The organism is Herbaspirillum sp. C9C3, from assembly GCF_013359625.1.
GTDB lineage: Bacteria > Pseudomonadota > Gammaproteobacteria > Burkholderiales > Burkholderiaceae_D > Herbaspirillum.
The window spans coordinates 102088-117614 of sequence record NZ_JABFMQ010000014.1; the positions used below are offsets into that span (position 1 = coordinate 102088).

Sequence of the window (15527 nt, forward strand, 5' to 3'; positions counted from 1 at the left end):
TTTCCCTCTCCCTCGCACTGACCTTGGCGCTGGCCGCCACCATGGCCGGTGTCGCCCTCAAGGGCGACATCGTCAAGCTGGGCAAGTAAGTCGTCATGGCCTTCACCGTAGCCTGGGTGGTGGATGGCCGCAGCTTCGTCGGCGCGGGCGCATGTTCCTCCACGCTGGCCCGGCTGGCGGCGGTCCTGTCGCCCAATGAGCGCATGCGCCTGCAGGGTTTCCTGCGTCCGCAGCGTGCGGGCGAATTCCTGCTGGCCCGGCTGCTGATGCGTCATGCACTCATGCAGGTCAGTGGCTGCCGCCTGGACGACATCGCGGTAAGCGAGCCAGGCGGGGCCGCTCCGGTGGTGCGCATCGCAGGTGAGCTGGCCGATGGGGTCGGGCAGCCAGCGGTCAGCCTCTCGCACAGCCGCGGCTGGATCGCCTGTGCGGTAGGAGTGGGCACGCAGATCGGCGTGGACATCGAAGCTCCGGCGCCCGAACGCGACCTGCCGGCACTGGCGGAGCTGGCCTTCACACCGCATGAGTTGTCCAGCCTGGAAGGCCTCACCGGCGACCAGCGGGAAGCCGCCTTCTATCGGCTGTGGTGCGCCAAGGAGGCCGATTACAAATGCCGCCACAACGCCCGTCAGAACCAGGTTGCCTTGACTGTCGACGCTCCGTCCTTCCTGCATCACGAACCTGGGGCGCACTACCATCTGTGTCTCTGTACTACGGTGCCGGTGCGGCTGCACCCTACGCAAGACATCGCGCTGCCGACCCTTCTGGAGCTTACCGGCAGCCAGAGCAACGCAACACCGCAGCAATACGACGGCGGCTGATACACCGCAAGACTGTCATCGCTGGACCGCAGTAAACCGCATCACCGAACAAGAACACTCAACCACGTAGACATATCAAGGGGAAAACATGTCCACATCACGCATCTGGCTGCTCGCAGCCGGCACACTTCTATTGACCACCGCCTGCTCCACGCCGGAAGAGCGCATGGCCAAGTTGCAAATCAAGCAGCAGCGACTGGCAGTGAAGTCGCAGCAAGCAGCACAACGCGACGAATTGCGCACGAAGGCGGAGTCCGCCGCGGTGACCGACCAGCGCACGCCGTTGGAAAACGTCCTCAAGGCGCTTGGCAGTTGCGACGCCAGCTTCGCGGCGACGGTACGCCAGTTCTCCGGCGCGTTGCAACCGGCTTTCGTGGTCACCCTCAAGGGCCCGGTGGCCAGTATCGATGTCCCGGACCGTAGCACCGCAGGCCGCAACCACATCGCCGTAGCGGCCCCGGCACAGGCCTACGGACAAATCCTGAGCGGCTACTACGACGAACGTCTGGAAATCAACGGCCAGTTGCAGAAGATCAGCTGGGGTTTCTTCAGTCCGGCTACGCCGGAACAACTGGTCAAAGCCTTGGGTGCGGCCATCCCCAACTTCAAGCGCACCAGCCGCGAGCTGGAAGGCAACTACGTGCGCATGGAAATCTTTGATCGCGGCGGATGGCACCGCACCACGCGCTTTGAGCATTATCGGGCCCAGGCCAATGTACTGGGCGAGCGCTCCTTGGTCATCGAAGCTTCGCGCGATCCAGCTTTCCCGGGTAGTCGCATCGGCTGTTCAGTGCGTGGCACACAAGTAGCGCAGTTCCAGGACGAGCTGCGGCCAGAGGTGGATTAAAGCGTGCATGGGCTGATCTCGCCACTCAGCCGGCAATAGGCCGCCCGTGGCCTGGCCGATGTTCCTGGCCTGGCGGTCTCCTGGTAATCTGGACGTCGTCTATGCAAGCCTTGCACCGCCACACTATACGTCACTCAGGCGCATCCCCCTGCCAGGCACGCTCCAGCAAGGTCCGCAGCGCCGCGCGCTCCAGCGGACGCGGATTGGCATAGGCATTCTGCAAGGCGATGTCGGTGCAGCGATCCAGCGCCTCATAGGGCATACCCAGCTCGCGCAAGGACAACGGCGCCCGCAGCTTGCGCGCCAGCGCATGCAGCCCCTGCGCGGCATCGTCGGTGCCCAGTGCCCGTGCGATGCGCTGCATGGCCTGCGGTGCGGCCGGTGCGTTGTAGGCCAGCGCATGCGGCAGGATCACGGTATGCGTCTGCGCATGCGGCAGGTTGTAACTGCCTCCCAAGGTGTGGCACAGCTTGTGATGCAGCGACATGCCCACATTGCCCAGCACCGTGCCGCACAGCCAGGCACCATACAGGCATTGACTGCGTGCCGCGAGATCATCACTGCGCACCAGCAGCTGCGGCAAACCCTCGGCCAGTGCGCGCAAGCCCTCTTCGGCCAGCAGCGACATGATGGGGTTGGCGTCCGGCGCATACAGACCCTCGGCCGCATGTGCCATGGCGTTGATGCCACTGGTCACCGACAGCGGCAGCGGCAGGCCAAGACTCAATTCGGGATCATAGATGACCGTGCGCGGCAACACGCGCGCGGCGCGGCCGGTCTTCTTGAGACCGGCTTCGGTGATGCCGTAAATGGGCGTCATCTCGCTACCGGCATAGGTGGTCGGGATGGCCAGGATGGGCAGATCGGATTCCAGTGCAATGGCTTTGCCCAATCCCATCGTGGACCCACCCCCAATGGCGATGGCACAGTCCGCGCCCAGCGCCTGGGCCACCGACCGCGCGTGTCGTGCCGTCTCGATGGGCACGTGCATGACGGCCTGGTCGAATACCCCGGCGCAACGATCGCCAATCAGGGACGCCACGCGCTCGGCCTCGGCACGCTGGCCGGGCGTACACAGTACCAGGGCACGATGCGCGCCCAGAAGCTCGGTTTCTCGAACCAGATGTTGCAGGCTGCCGGCACCGAAGATGACACGGGCAGCAGCGCTGCTATAAGTGAAACTGGGCGCGGACAGGGACATGGCGGACTCAGGTGCGCTGGGGATTGAGGATGAAATCATAGTCCAGCGTGTAAAAGGGCTGGTCACACACCGTGCCATCGGGCGCGGTACCGGCCTCGTGGCGCGGCCAGTCGGCAATGAGGGTGGAGCGTACACCGAAGACGGCATCGGATTGCAGGTATTCATCGCCACGACGGAAGACGTGGGTAATCAGCGTCTCATAGCCATCGGCCTGGATGCGGAAATGCAGGTGCGCCGGTCGCCACGGATGACGGCCCAGGGTCTCCAGCATCTTGCCCACCGGGCCGTCGTGCGGGATCGGATACGAATTGGCGAGGATGCTGCGGAAGTGGTAACGCCCGGCCGCATCGGTATGAAGCGTACCGCGCGCCTGCAACTGCGCCAGGTCCGGATACTGCACGTCATAGAAACCATCCTCATCGGCTTGCCAGACTTCCATCCTGGCGTTGGCAACGGCTTGGCCATCCAGACCGCGTACGCTGCCGCTGACGAAGCAGGGCTGCCCCTTGGCCCCGTTGGAAATATCCGCCCCCAGCGGATAAACCGGGGAGTTCTCCACGTGGAAAGGACCGAACACGGTCGCCTCGGTGCAGCCGGCCGGCTTGTGGTGCTGCTGTGCCATCACCAGCGTGGACAGCCCGAGCGTGTCGGAGAGCAGAATGAATTCCTGGCGCTTGTCCGAACACAGTTGCCCGGTCTCGGTGAGGAAACGGATGCCCGCGAACCACTCCTCCTCGGTCAGCCTGACTTCGCGCGCAAAGGCATGCAGATGCTGCACCAGACTGGTCACGATCTGCCGCAGGCGTTCATCGGCCATGCCGGCATGGCGCGCCAGGACGGCCTGGGTGATGGTGTCTTCGTTGAGATTGAGCATGGTCTCCTCGGCGATGGGGAAAATGGTTTTGATTTTTTCGCTGAGCGGTAATATAGGTCTTATTTTTCTGCAGATATATGACGAATGTGGAAAACTGTTTTCCACTTCGGACTGCCCACCTCGCCAGGAAAGCCGCCCCATGGACCGCTGGAATCAATTCGAACTCTTCGTGCAGGTAGCCGAGCTGGGCAGTCTCTCGCGCGCGGCCGAGGCGCTGGGCATGTCCAATGCCTCCGCCAGCCGCAGCCTGGCGGCGCTGGAAGAACGCCTGGGCGCACGTCTGGTGGAACGCAGTACGCGCCGCCTGGGCCTGAGCCAGGCCGGCGAGGGCTTCTACCGCCAATGCAAGGCGGCACTCACGCAGATGAAGGAAGCCGAAGCCCTGGTCAACGCCAACAGCGTCGCACCGGGCGGACTGCTGCGGGTGACCTCCTCGCTGTCCTTCTGCATGAAGCACATCAGCCCGCTGCTGCCACGCTTTCATCGGCTCTATCCGGACATCACCCTCGACGTGGTCTCGGCCAACCGCTACGTCGACCTGCTCGACAGCGGCATCGACGTGGCCATCCGTACCCGCGAGTTCGAGCCGGATTCCAACATCGCCGTGCGCCGCCTGGCGGCCACCCGCCGCATCCTGGCCGCCTCCCCCGGCTACCTGGCCGCGCGCGGCGTACCACGGTCGCTCGAAGAGCTGGCCGCGCATGACCTGCTGGTGTACAGCCACGCCAACCACCCCAACCAGCTGCGCTTCACCCATCGCGACGGCCATGAACGGCAGCTGGACATCAGCGCCCTGATGCAATCCAACGACGGCCAGATCATCCGCGCCGCCGCGCTGGAGGGACTGGGCATCCTGATCCAGCCCAACTACATCATCTATGACGACGTCGTGGCAGGCCGCCTGGTCCCGGTGCTGGACGAATGGGACTTGCCTCGCCTGACCATCAACATCGCCTACCAGGGCCGCAAGCACCTGCCGGCCAGGGTGCGCGTGTTCGTCGACTTCCTCCTGCAGCACTTCGCGGAAATGGACTATGAGCGCAAATGGACGCGCTGAGCAACGCGTCAATACCAATTGGTAAATATTAAATACCAATTGGTAGCTTTTATCTTATACTGGTAATCCCCTGGTCACCCAAAGTGTTGAGGAGACTCCCGATGCCCGACGCTACCGTTGCCCCCCTCGAACTGCCGCGCCAAGCGCACCGACAGCGCCTGCAACTGGTCTGCTGCATGCTGCTGCTGGCGCTGGCGGCCCTTTGGCCGGGCCGCACTGCCCATGCCAGCGAGCCCTGGCGCGAAGCCCTGCCCGCCCGGGTTGAGCCGCTCGGCAGCGGCACCATGACCTGGCTGGGTTTCCGCATCTATCATGCCACCCTGTGGGCAGCACAAAAGCCACTGGATGAAAACCAGCCCTTTGCCCTGCAGCTGGATTACCAGGTCAAGATCAGCCGCGACAAGCTGGCTTCCACCTCCATCGATGAAATCAAACGCATGAGTCCGGCCCCCATCGCCGGCCCGACCCTGGCGCGCTGGAAGAGCGAGCTGGAGAGCGCCTTCGTGGACGTGGCCGATGGCGATGAACTGGTCGGCGTCTATCTGCCCCGGCGCGGCATGCGCCTGTATGACCGCAACCGGATGCTGGCCGAGATCGCCGATCCGGAACTGGCGCGCTCCTTCTTCAACATCTGGCTGGGCCAGCCCAGCCGTGACGACAAGCTGCGTCGCCGCCTGCTCGGGGAGGTACCTTGAGCGCAGTGATGGAGCCCTCCTGCGCGCCGCGCTCGCGGGCCGACAATGCCGCCTATGGCATGCTGGGCGCACCGCTGGCCATGGCGGCACTGCCGCTGTTCGTGCAGATCCCGGCCTACTACGCCAGCCACGTCGGCGTGGCGCTGGCGCCGCTGGGCTGGGTGCTGTTTGCGGCGCGCCTGCTGGACATGCTGCAAGATCCCCTTTTCGGTCACTTGCTGGACCGCTCGGCGCAACGGCAGAAGCGCTGGATGGCCGCCGCAGGCGTGGTGCTGACATTTGCCTTCATATGCCTCTGGAAGCCCCCCGCCACGCCCCAGGCCGCGATGGTGTGGCTGGTCGGCATGCTGGTGCTGGCCTACGGCGCCCACAGCATGTTGAGCATCGCCTATCTGTCCTGGGGCTCGCGCCTGCCGGAACAGGGCATGCGCGCCGTCGCCTGGCGTGAAGGCGCGGGCGTGGCCGGGGTGATCGTCGCCAGCGTGGTACCGGTCGGCATCCTGGCGGCAGACCCGGCATTGATCGACCAGCGCATCACCTGGTATTGCCTGTTCTTCACTGCCGTACTGGGCGGTGCGCTGTTGCTGCTGCTGCGCCAGCCGGCGCCAGCGATGACGGCGCAGGGCCAGCGCTGGGCGGTGTCGCTGCGCGGGCTGTGGGCCAACCGGGCGTTTCGCGCGCTATTGCCGCCCTACCTGCTCAATGCCCTGTCGGCTGCCGTTCCGGCGACGCTGGCGCTGTTTTTCATCGAGGATCAATTGCAGGAGCGCGCACTGGCCGGCGTCTTCCTGGCGACCTATTTCGGCGCAGCCGCGCTGGGGCTGCCGCTCTGGAGCGCCCTGGCACGCCGCATCGGACCCATCGCCTGCTGGCGCCAGGCCATGCTGCTGTCCATCGTCGGCTTCGTCGCTGCGGTTCTGCTGGGGCCGGGCGAGCGCTGGGCGTTTCTCGCCGTATGCCTGGCCACCGGCGCGGCACTCGGTGCGGACCTGCTGCTGCCACCGGTCCTGCTGGCGCGCGTGGTCACCCAGCCTGGATCGGTGGGCAGCGCCTTCGGCATCCTCACCATGCTGGGCAAGCTGGCCCTGGCACTGGCGGGCATCGCCCTGCCGCTGTTGTCGGCGCTCGGTTACCACCCGGGCCAGGGACCCAGCAGCAGCCTGCCGCTGGTCTATGCGGCCCTGCCCTGCGTGCTGAAACTGGCGGCTTTTCTGGTGCTGGGGCGCTATGGTCGCCTGCATCCCGCATGATCGGTCTTCCGCTCTACCGTTTTACCCGCCATGACTAAAAATTCCAACGCGCCATCTCACCCGGCATCCACCCTGCGCCTGCTCCTGGGCGACCAGTTGAATCCACAGCACTCCTGGTTCGACCAGGTCGATCCCGAGGTGGTCTACGTGCTCATGGAAGTGCGCTCCGAGACCGACTACGTGCTACACCACGCGCAAAAGATCCTGGCCATCTTCGCCGCCATGCGGGCCTTCGGTGAGCAGTTGCGCCAGGCCGGTCATCGGGTGCGCTACATCCGGCTGGACGATCCCTGCAACCGGCAATCGCTGGTCGATAACCTCGATGCCCTGGCGGCCCACTACCAGGCCCGTCAGGTGCAATGGCAGGCACCGGACGAATGGCGGGTCGACCAGACGCTGCAGCAGTGGGGTCAGGCCTGGGCGAGCACGCATCAGGGCGAGATTGCCGTGTGCGACAGCGAGCATTTTCTCACCGCGCGCCACGAACTGCCGCGCCTTTTCGCCGGCCGCAAGCAGTGGTTGATGGAGCATTTCTACCGACAGATGCGACGGCGCTTCGAGCTCTTGCTCGATGGCGATGGCAAGCCCGCAGGCGGCCAATGGAATTTCGACCACGACAACCGCAAGCGCTGGCCCGGCAACCCGCCCGAACCCGCGGATTGGCGTCGGCCGCACGATCACGCTGCGCTGTGGGACATGCTGCAGGCCCAGGGTGTGCGCAGTTTCGGCAACGCCCAGGCCACGCAACTGCGCTGGCCGCTGGACCGCACCGAAGCCCTGCAACATCTGGATCACTTCATCAGCACCGTGCTGCCGCATTTCGGCGACTACGAAGACGCCATGAGCAGCCAGGCGCAGCGGCTGTTCCATTCGCTGCTCTCGTTCGCCCTCAACGTCAAGATGCTGCATCCCCTGGAAGTGGTGCGCCGCGCCGAAGAAGCCTATCGCGAAGGACGGGCGCCGCTGGCGGCAGTGGAAGGATTCATTCGCCAGATCATCGGCTGGCGTGAATATGTGCGCGGCATCTACTGGTCGCAGATGCCCGGCTATGACCAGCGCAACGCCCTGGCCCATCACCTGCCCCTGCCGGCCTGGTTCTGGAGCGGACAGACGCGCATGAACTGCCTGCGCCACGCCATCGGCCAGTCGCTGGAGACGGCCCACGCCCATCACATCCAGCGCCTGATGGTGATCGGCAACTTCGCCCTGCTGGCCGGGCTCGATCCCCGGGAGCTGCACCACTGGTATCTGGGCATCTATATCGATGCCTTCGAATGGGTGGAGCTGCCCAACACCCTGGGCATGAGCCAGTGGGCCGACGGCGGCATCATCGCCACCAAACCGTACGTGAGCAGCGCCGCCTACATTGGCCGCATGAGCGACTACTGCCAGGGCTGCGCCTACGATCCCAAGCAGAAGACCAGCGCGAATGCCTGCCCCTTCAATGCCCTCTATTGGGACTTCTTCCTGCGCCACCAGTCCACCTTCGGCAACAACCCGCGCATGGGCATGGCCTACCAGCAGCTAAGAAAAATGCAGAGCGCCGATATCGAGGCCCTGCAACAACGCGCCGCCGATCTGCGCAACCAGCTCGATACCCTCTGAGCCCGCACCGACAGGCGCTCCCGGCGCATGGTAATGGCTGCCAACGCCGGTAAAAGCAGGCAAAATACACAAAATCTGACGAACTCACGAAATTCTCTGCATAATGGGTCGTCAAAGCATTGCCCATGGGCAGCAGTGTTGCTTTTCGTCGAAAAACGATTATATCGAATTCAAATTCGATCTAATGAATTTGATTTATTTGTGTAAAATACCGATAATGGATTTATGAAAACCGCAAAGACAACCAGTTCCGAGGTATGCACCACGCAGGAAGCGGCGCACATCCTGGGCATCTCGGTGTCCTCCGTCCAGCAGTTGGTGGAGGCCGGCATCATCGAGGCCTGGAAGACCAAGGGCGGCCACCGCCGCATCCCGCTGGCGGCCGTGCATGCCTACAAGTCCACCCCCGGCTCGTCCTCGGGCGGCGAGGCTGGCGAACACGGACGCGCCAGCCCGGCGCCACGTGCCGGCAACGGCCGCACCGCGGTGCTGGTGATCGAGGACAACCGCCTGCAGCGCGAGCTGTATGCCAGTGCGCTCGGTTCCTGGGGCCTGCCGCTGGACCTGGTGTATTGCGACAACGGTTACAAGGCGCTGCTGGAGATCGCGCGCAGCAAACCCGACGTGGTGCTGGCCGATATCGTGATGGAAGGCATGGATGGCTACGAAGTGGTCAAGACCATCCTCCATGACCCGGAGCTCAAGGATGTGAGCATCGCCATCGTCAGCAGCCTGGATGCCGAAGAGATGGCCATGCGCGGTGGTATTCCGGCCGGGGTGGTGTTCTTCTCCAAACCGGTCAATTTTGATGAATTGCGCGGTTACATGCGGGCCTGCTGTGCCCGCAGGGAGCGCGAAACCCGCTAAGGGACCAACGAAGAAAGGCCAGCAGTGCCATGGATGACCGGAAACACCCCCCTCTGCCCCTCCGGTTCGCGCGCATCGATCTGCGCCTGGCCCTGGGCCTGTTTTCCCTGCTGCTGATCTGCGGCCTGTGGCTGGCGGCACTCAAGGAGCTCGACGCCAGCCGCGAAAACCACCTGCAAGATGCCCGCCGCGACGCCCAGTCGCTCTCGCGGCTGTTCCTCGAACACGCCTACCGCACCATCGAAGCGGCCGACCAGGCCGCCGTCTACCTGCGCTACCGCTATGCCGAGCGGGGCCAGTCGCTGGACCTGGCCACCGAGATCGCCAATGGCCTGGTGGCGCGCAATGTCTACAACCTCTTCACCGTCGTCAATGCCAAGGGCGACGTGGTGCTCTCCAGCAAACCCTTCACCCCGCTGAATCTGTCGGACCGTGAGCACGTGCAGGTGCACATGCACGGGGGGGAGGACAAATTCTTCATCAGCAAGCCGGTACTGGGGCGCGTCTCGCACAAGTGGTCGCTGCAGCTGACCCGGCGCATCAACCGACCCGATGGCGGCTTTGGCGGTGTGATCGTGGTGTCCATCGATCCCCAGTATTTCACCAGCCTGTACCACCAGATCGATGTCGGCCACCATGGCGTCATCACCCTGGTCGGTGCCGATGGCGTCGTGCGCGTGCGCCGTACCGGCGACATGGATGCCATGGGTGAGCAGGTCAACGGCGGCAAGGTCTATGCCGCCATGCTGGCGCAGGGCAATGGCGTGATCGATGCGGTCAGCCGCATCGATGGCCGCGAGCGCATCTATGCCTTCCGCAAGCTCAACGACTATCCGCTCTATGCCTCGGTGGGCATCGACATCGAAGAACGCCTGGCCCCCTATTATCGTGAGCGCAACCGCACCCTGACACTGGCCTCGCTGATCACGCTGGCGGTGCTGGTCTTCAATGCAGTGCTGATCTGGATGGCCGGCTCGCTGGTCAGAAGCCGCCAGGATGCCATGCAGGCCAGCCACGCCAAGTCGCGCTTCCTGGCCAACATGTCGCATGAATTCCGCACGCCGCTCAATGGCGTGCTGGGCTATTCGGATGCCCTGCGCGAGGAACTGGGCGAGTCCCCCCTGGCGCAATATGCCACGGCCATCCATGACAGCGGCAACCGCCTGCTGGAGCTGGTTGACGCCATCCTTGAAGTCACCGCCCTGGAAGACCGCCGGGTGAGCGTCCATCGCGAGCCCGAGAATATCCGCGAACTGGTCGGCCAGGCCATGGCGCGCCATTACCAGGCTGCCCAGGCCAAGGGCCTGCTGCTGGAATGCCGCATCACCGACGAGGTTCCGCAGATCATCGTGTGCGACCAGCGCAAGATGCTGCGCGTGCTGGAAAACCTGATCGGCAATGCCGTGCGCTACACCGATACCGGCCGCGTCATGGTCGAAGTCGACCGCGCCGACAATGAGTTGGCCATTCGCATCAAGGACACCGGCATCGGCATTCCCGCCGGGCAACGCGATACCATCTTCGAGAAGTTCACCCAGGCCGACGACAGCGAACGACGCGCCAAGGATGGCGCGGGCCTCGGCCTGACCATAGCGCAACGGCTGGTGACGCTCATGGGAGGCCAACTCATGTTACAGTCCGAGCAACACCAAGGATCGACATTCAGCTTCACATTGCCGCTGCAAGAGCCGAAGTAAAACGGCCGCGACCAGATCAGGACAGAGGGGGAATACCGTGCCATTGGGCCAGTCACTGAGCCACTATCATCATATCGACCCGAGCCAGCTGCTGGAGGCCGTGGGCGGCGATGCCGCCACCGTGGCCGCGCTGGCGCGCACCTTCGTCGATAGTGCCCCGCCCATCTTCGCCCGGCTGGAGCAGGCCGCGCTGGACGGCAATGCCGAGCGCAGCCGACACGAAAGCCATAGCCTCAAGGGCATGAGCGCCATGTTCCAGGCCGATGTGCTCACGGCGCTGCTGCAGCGGACCGAGCAGGCCGCCCGCAACGGCCAGCCACCGCGCCCGGAAGAACTGGTGCAACTGCAGACCAGCTTTGCACTGGTACTGGACGAAATCGGGCGCTGCGCGCGCTCCCTCGCGCAGCCCTGACCCGCGAGGGCCAGCCAGCCCCTGCCTGCCCATGACGCCACCCACGCCCGCCCCGCCGCGCATCCGCAAGTCCGCCCTCACCCTGGGCGGGTTGCTGCTGGGGTTGCTGGCGAGCACCGTCTTCATCTCGGGCGCACTGCTGTACCGCGCCAGCCTCAACGACTGGCGCAATGACCTGGCCACGCTCTCCACGGTACTGGCCGAAAGCACCTCGCAGACCATCTCCTCGGCCCGCCTGGTCCTCGACAGCATCCAGTCCGACATCGAAGCAGCCAACGTCAGCAACGACGCCCAGCTCTACGAGCACGTCAGCAGTGCCGCGTATTCCCAGACCATGCGCGAGAAGATCCGCGGCCTGCCCTTCATCTCGGGCATCGGCATCAGCAATGCCCAGGGCCGCATCATCGGCCTGTCGCGTACCTTCCCGCCACCACCGCTGGATCTGACCGACCGCGACTATTTCCTTCATCACAGCAGGAATGCCTCGCGTGAGGATTTCCTGAGCGAAACCGTCAATTCACGGGCCGCCGGTGTGCCGACCTTCTATCTGAGCCGCCGCATCAATGACCGCCAGGGACGCATGCTGGCCATCGTGGTGGTCGCCCTGCCGTGTTCGTTCTTTGAAGATTTCTTCACTGCCGTCACCAAGGACAAGCCCTTCTCCATCCTGCTGGCGCGCCAGGACGAGAAACCGCTGATCACCACCGCCCTGGCACACGACACCTCCGCGCAGCGCGACATCCGCCCCCTGGCCGACCTGCACGCGTCACGCCCGGCCGACAGCGACGGCAAGCAGCCCTATTACTTCATGCAGTCGCACTGGCTGGGCATCCACCGACCGGTGCGCAATGCGCCGATGTATCTGGAGATCGGCGTGACCGACAAGGTCTATTTCGGTGAATGGCTGGAATCCATGTATCCCTTGATGCTGGTAGCGGTGATCAGCCTGATCGGCCTCATCGGCGGCTTTGGCGTAGCCCTGCGTCAGGTGCAGCGGCGTGAGCAGGACGCCCAGCTGGCCTTGCAGTTGAAGGAAGAAGCCGACCATGCCAATGAAGCCAAGTCGCGCTTCCTGGCCATGGTCAGCCATGAAATCCGCACCCCCATGAATGGCATCCTGGGCTTGTCCGAATTGCTGATGGAGTCGGGGCTGTCAAACAAGCAGCGACACTATGCCGACAGCATCCACAATGCCACCGGCGGATTGGTGCGCATCATCAACGACATCCTGGATTTTTCCAAGATCGAATCGGGCAAGCTCGACCTGGAAGGCGTGGCCTTTCATCCGGCGCGGCTGGTGCGCGAGCTGGCCGAGCTGTACCGGCCCTCGATCCACAACAAGGACGTGCAACTGGACGTGCGCATCGATTGTGACGAGGCGCTCTGCCTGGTCGGGGACCCCTCGCGCCTGAAGCAGGTGCTGGGCAACCTGCTGAGCAATGCCATCAAGTTCACCCAGGCCGGCTACGTGCGGCTGAGCATGTCGGCCCACCGTGAAGAAACCAGCCCGCAACGCTGGCGACTCTTCTTTGCCATTGCCGACAGCGGCATCGGCATTTCTCCCGAGTCCCTGGCCCAGTTGTTCCAGCCCTTCACCCAGGCCGATTCCTCGATTTCACGCCGCTTCGGTGGTACCGGGCTGGGTCTGGCCATCAGCAAGAACCTGGTGGAACTGATGGGCGGCAAGATCGCCTGCCAGAGCGTGCCGGGACAATCCACCAAGTTCAGTTTCGATATCCTCTGCCCGGAGGGCGTGGCACCGGCTGGCACCGTCAGCACCGAGCAGGTCCAGGTGCCACCGGCCCGCCAGCCCGCCGCCAGTGCGGTCGCAGCGGCGCCCGCGCTGGCGGCGCAAAGCGCACCGCCCACCCCGGGCGCGGCTACATCCTCCGCACTCACGGGCGCCCGCATCCTGGTGGCCGAGGATACCGAGATCAACCGGCAACTGCTGCGCATCCTGCTGGCGCGGCGCGGCTGCATCCTGCAGGAAGTCGAAAACGGCCAGCTGGCCTTGGAGGCAGTGCGCAACGGCAGCTATGACCTGGTGCTCATGGACTGCATGATGCCCATCATGGACGGTTACCAGGCCACCGCCGAGATCCGCGCCTACGAACAGGCCCAGGGACGTCCGCGCACCCCCATCGTGGCGCTGACCGCCAGTGCCATCGAGGGCGACCGCCAGCGCTGCCTGGATGCCGGCATGGACGACTACCTGAGCAAACCCTTCACCCAGGTCGGCTTGATGAATACCGTGGAAAAATGGCTGCACAAGACATGAATGCAGCAAACCCGAGTTGAATTCAGGAAATTCCCTAAGAAAATAAAACAACTGATTAAATCGATTTATTTGATTTATTTGCTGAAGCCACTTATGATGGTTCCTGAGCGCACCCCTTTATTCCTATATCGCGCCCACATCAGGAGTCGTCATCATGAAATGGTTCTACGATCTCAAAATTGCCAGCAAGCTCAATGCAGCCTTCCTGGTTGTGCTGCTGTTCATTGTCGCGCTCGGGGGCTTCTCGGTTGCGCAACTGGCCGAGGTGAACAAGGCGGCCAACGATGTGTCTGCCAACTGGCTTCCCAGCATCAATAGCTTGTCCCGTATCAGCCTGGCGCTGGCCCGCTCGCGCAGCTTCGACATGCAGCAGTTGCTGACCGATGACAAGAAGGAAGAACAGGCTTCCCGCGAGCGCGCCGAGAAGCAGATGGACATCCTTGCCAAGGAAATGACGCACTACGGCACGCTGGTATCGGAACCGCGCGAAAAGGAAATTTATCCGGATCTGCAACGCAATATCGCGGCCTACCAGGATGCCCATGTGCGCATGACGAAGCTCTTCGAGCAAGGCCAGAAGCCGGCTGGTCACGATGTTCTCAATACCAGCTCCACCCCGGTCTACCGCAAGCTGCAGGACCAGATCAATGAACTGACCTCGGTCAACATCAAGGGCGCAGCCGCCTCCGAGGTGCAGGCGCGCCAGGTCTACGAGCGTGCACGGCTGGCCATCATCGGACTGATCACCAGCTGCATCGCGCTGGCCATGCTGCTGTCGTGGTGGGTTGCCCGCCTGGTATCCCGTCCCCTGGTCAATGCCGTAGCCATTGCCCGCCAGGTGGCTGAAGGCGACCTGACCGCCCATATCCCGGAGAACACCGGTCGCGACGAAACCGCCCAGTTGACGGCTGCGCTCAAGCAGATGAATGACAACCTGCTCAAGATCGTCCAGGAAGTGCGCGTGGGCACCGACACCATCAGCACCGCTTCGGCCGAAATCGCTACCGGCAACATGGACCTGTCCTCCCGTACCGAACAGCAGGCCGGCGCCCTGGAAGAAACCGCCTCGGCCATGGAAGAACTGACCTCCACCGTGCGCCAGAACTCCGACAATGCCCGCCAGGCCAACCAACTGGCGGTCTCGGCCTCCGAGGTGGCCCAGGCTGGAGGCCAGGTAGTGGGCAAGGTTGTTCATACCATGGATGCCATCAATGAATCGTCGCGCAAAATCGTGGACATCATCGCGGTCATCGACGGCATTGCCTTCCAGACCAACATCCTGGCCCTGAATGCGGCCGTGGAAGCGGCCCGTGCCGGGGAACAGGGACGCGGTTTCGCGGTGGTGGCCTCGGAAGTGCGTTCGCTGGCCCAGCGCAGCGCATCGGCGGCCCATGAAATCAAGGCGCTCATCGACGACTCGGTGGCCAAGGTCGACACCGGCACCAAGCTGGTCGGCGAAGCCGGCCAGACCATGGACGAGGTGGTGGCCAGCGTCAAGCGCGTCTCCGACATCGTCGCCGAGATCACCGCTGCCGGCGCCGAGCAGAGCCAGGGTATCGAACAGATCAACAATGCCGTCACGCAGATGGATGAAAATACCCAGCAGAACGCTGCCCTGGTCGAACAGGCTGCCGCGGCCGCCAAGGCCTTGCAGGAACAGGCGGCACGCCTGAGCCAGACGGTCGGCGTGTTCCGCCTCGATACCAGCCACGTGGTGATGTCGGCACAAGCGGCCCCTGCCCGGCCTGTCAAGGCGGCCAGCGCCCCGCGCGACATTACCCCGGCACGTCCGGCAGTGGCTGCGCCACGCGCCAGGAACATCGCCCAGCCTGCGCCTGCCGCCCGTCCGGGCGCCCCGGCCAGGAGCCAGCATGACAGCGCCGACAACGGCGACTGGGAACAATTCTGATCCTTGAGGACGAT

The 15527-nt window shown here is 64.0% G+C and carries 13 protein-coding genes; 11 read left to right on the forward strand and 2 right to left on the reverse strand.

The genetic code is table 11. The features are described from left to right. Nucleotides 1-95 precede the first annotated feature (95 nt). Complete coding sequence (locus HNO82_RS14455; RefSeq protein ID WP_175344197.1) at nucleotides 96-821, forward strand: 4'-phosphopantetheinyl transferase family protein; 726 nt, start codon at nucleotides 96-98, stop codon at nucleotides 819-821. Nucleotides 822-909: 88 nt separating this feature from the next. Then, entirely contained in the window at nucleotides 910-1668 is a 759-nt protein-coding gene (locus HNO82_RS14460) for a hypothetical protein (RefSeq protein WP_175344198.1), read from the forward strand. A gap of 130 nt (nucleotides 1669-1798) precedes the next feature. Here HNO82_RS14460 and HNO82_RS14465 read toward each other — a convergent pair whose 3' ends face one another. After that, complete coding sequence (locus HNO82_RS14465) at nucleotides 1799-2869, reverse strand: maleylacetate reductase (protein WP_175344199.1); 1071 nt, start codon at nucleotides 2867-2869, stop codon at nucleotides 1799-1801. 7 nt (nucleotides 2870-2876) lie between these two features. Beyond that, nucleotides 2877-3743 (reverse strand): intradiol ring-cleavage dioxygenase, encoded by an 867-nt coding sequence (locus HNO82_RS14470; protein ID WP_175344200.1) that lies wholly within the window; start codon nucleotides 3741-3743, stop codon nucleotides 2877-2879. A gap of 139 nt (nucleotides 3744-3882) precedes the next feature. On the opposite strand from HNO82_RS14470, the gene HNO82_RS14475 reads away from it, so the two are divergent. From HNO82_RS14475 to HNO82_RS14515, 9 genes are all read left to right on the forward strand, one after another. Continuing rightward, the gene (locus HNO82_RS14475) at nucleotides 3883-4800 is read left to right on the forward strand and encodes a LysR family transcriptional regulator (RefSeq protein WP_175344201.1); all 918 of its coding nucleotides are present in this window, start codon (nucleotides 3883-3885) and stop codon (nucleotides 4798-4800) included. Nucleotides 4801-4901: 101 nt separating this feature from the next. Further along, complete coding sequence (locus HNO82_RS14480) at nucleotides 4902-5495, forward strand: chalcone isomerase family protein (protein ID WP_175344202.1); 594 nt, start codon at nucleotides 4902-4904, stop codon at nucleotides 5493-5495. 8 nt (nucleotides 5496-5503) lie between these two features. Next, nucleotides 5504-6745, forward strand: coding sequence for an MFS transporter (locus HNO82_RS14485; protein ID WP_175344224.1), 1242 nt, complete (start codon nucleotides 5504-5506; stop codon nucleotides 6743-6745). 30 nt (nucleotides 6746-6775) lie between these two features. Next, nucleotides 6776-8350, forward strand: coding sequence for a cryptochrome/photolyase family protein (locus tag HNO82_RS14490; RefSeq protein ID WP_175344203.1), 1575 nt, complete (start codon nucleotides 6776-6778; stop codon nucleotides 8348-8350). 225 nt (nucleotides 8351-8575) lie between these two features. Then, nucleotides 8576-9217: a response regulator gene (locus tag HNO82_RS14495; protein ID WP_175344204.1), complete on the forward strand. Its 642-nt coding sequence runs from the start codon at nucleotides 8576-8578 to the stop codon at nucleotides 9215-9217. A 29-nt stretch (nucleotides 9218-9246) separates the two neighbouring features. Continuing rightward, nucleotides 9247-10914: a cache domain-containing sensor histidine kinase gene (locus tag HNO82_RS14500; protein WP_175344205.1), complete on the forward strand. Its 1668-nt coding sequence runs from the start codon at nucleotides 9247-9249 to the stop codon at nucleotides 10912-10914. 37 nt (nucleotides 10915-10951) lie between these two features. Further along, the gene (locus tag HNO82_RS14505; RefSeq protein WP_349627566.1) at nucleotides 10952-11326 is read left to right on the forward strand and encodes an Hpt domain-containing protein; all 375 of its coding nucleotides are present in this window, start codon (nucleotides 10952-10954) and stop codon (nucleotides 11324-11326) included. Between the two features lie 31 nt (nucleotides 11327-11357). Next, nucleotides 11358-13604, forward strand: coding sequence for a hybrid sensor histidine kinase/response regulator (locus HNO82_RS14510; protein WP_175344206.1), 2247 nt, complete (start codon nucleotides 11358-11360; stop codon nucleotides 13602-13604). Nucleotides 13605-13758: 154 nt separating this feature from the next. Then, on the forward strand, nucleotides 13759-15513 hold the full coding sequence (locus HNO82_RS14515) for a methyl-accepting chemotaxis protein (RefSeq protein ID WP_175344207.1): 1755 nt from the start codon (nucleotides 13759-13761) through the stop codon (nucleotides 15511-15513). The last annotated feature ends 14 nt before the right edge of the window (nucleotides 15514-15527 follow it).

Coding starts and splice junctions, on each gene's coding strand:
- HNO82_RS14455 (WP_175344197.1), top strand. CDS start 96: ATGGCCTTCACCGTAGCCTGGGTGGTGGATGGCCGCAGCTTCGTCGGC.
- HNO82_RS14460 (WP_175344198.1), top strand. CDS start 910: ATGTCCACATCACGCATCTGGCTGCTCGCAGCCGGCACACTTCTATTG.
- HNO82_RS14465 (WP_175344199.1), bottom strand. CDS start 2,869: ATGTCCCTGTCCGCGCCCAGTTTCACTTATAGCAGCGCTGCTGCCCGT.
- HNO82_RS14470 (WP_175344200.1), bottom strand. CDS start 3,743: ATGCTCAATCTCAACGAAGACACCATCACCCAGGCCGTCCTGGCGCGC.
- HNO82_RS14475 (WP_175344201.1), top strand. CDS start 3,883: ATGGACCGCTGGAATCAATTCGAACTCTTCGTGCAGGTAGCCGAGCTG.
- HNO82_RS14480 (WP_175344202.1), top strand. CDS start 4,902: ATGCCCGACGCTACCGTTGCCCCCCTCGAACTGCCGCGCCAAGCGCAC.
- HNO82_RS14485 (WP_175344224.1), top strand. CDS start 5,504: ATGGAGCCCTCCTGCGCGCCGCGCTCGCGGGCCGACAATGCCGCCTAT.
- HNO82_RS14490 (WP_175344203.1), top strand. CDS start 6,776: ATGACTAAAAATTCCAACGCGCCATCTCACCCGGCATCCACCCTGCGC.
- HNO82_RS14495 (WP_175344204.1), top strand. CDS start 8,576: ATGAAAACCGCAAAGACAACCAGTTCCGAGGTATGCACCACGCAGGAA.
- HNO82_RS14500 (WP_175344205.1), top strand. CDS start 9,247: ATGGATGACCGGAAACACCCCCCTCTGCCCCTCCGGTTCGCGCGCATC.
- HNO82_RS14510 (WP_175344206.1), top strand. CDS start 11,358: ATGACGCCACCCACGCCCGCCCCGCCGCGCATCCGCAAGTCCGCCCTC.
- HNO82_RS14515 (WP_175344207.1), top strand. CDS start 13,759: ATGAAATGGTTCTACGATCTCAAAATTGCCAGCAAGCTCAATGCAGCC.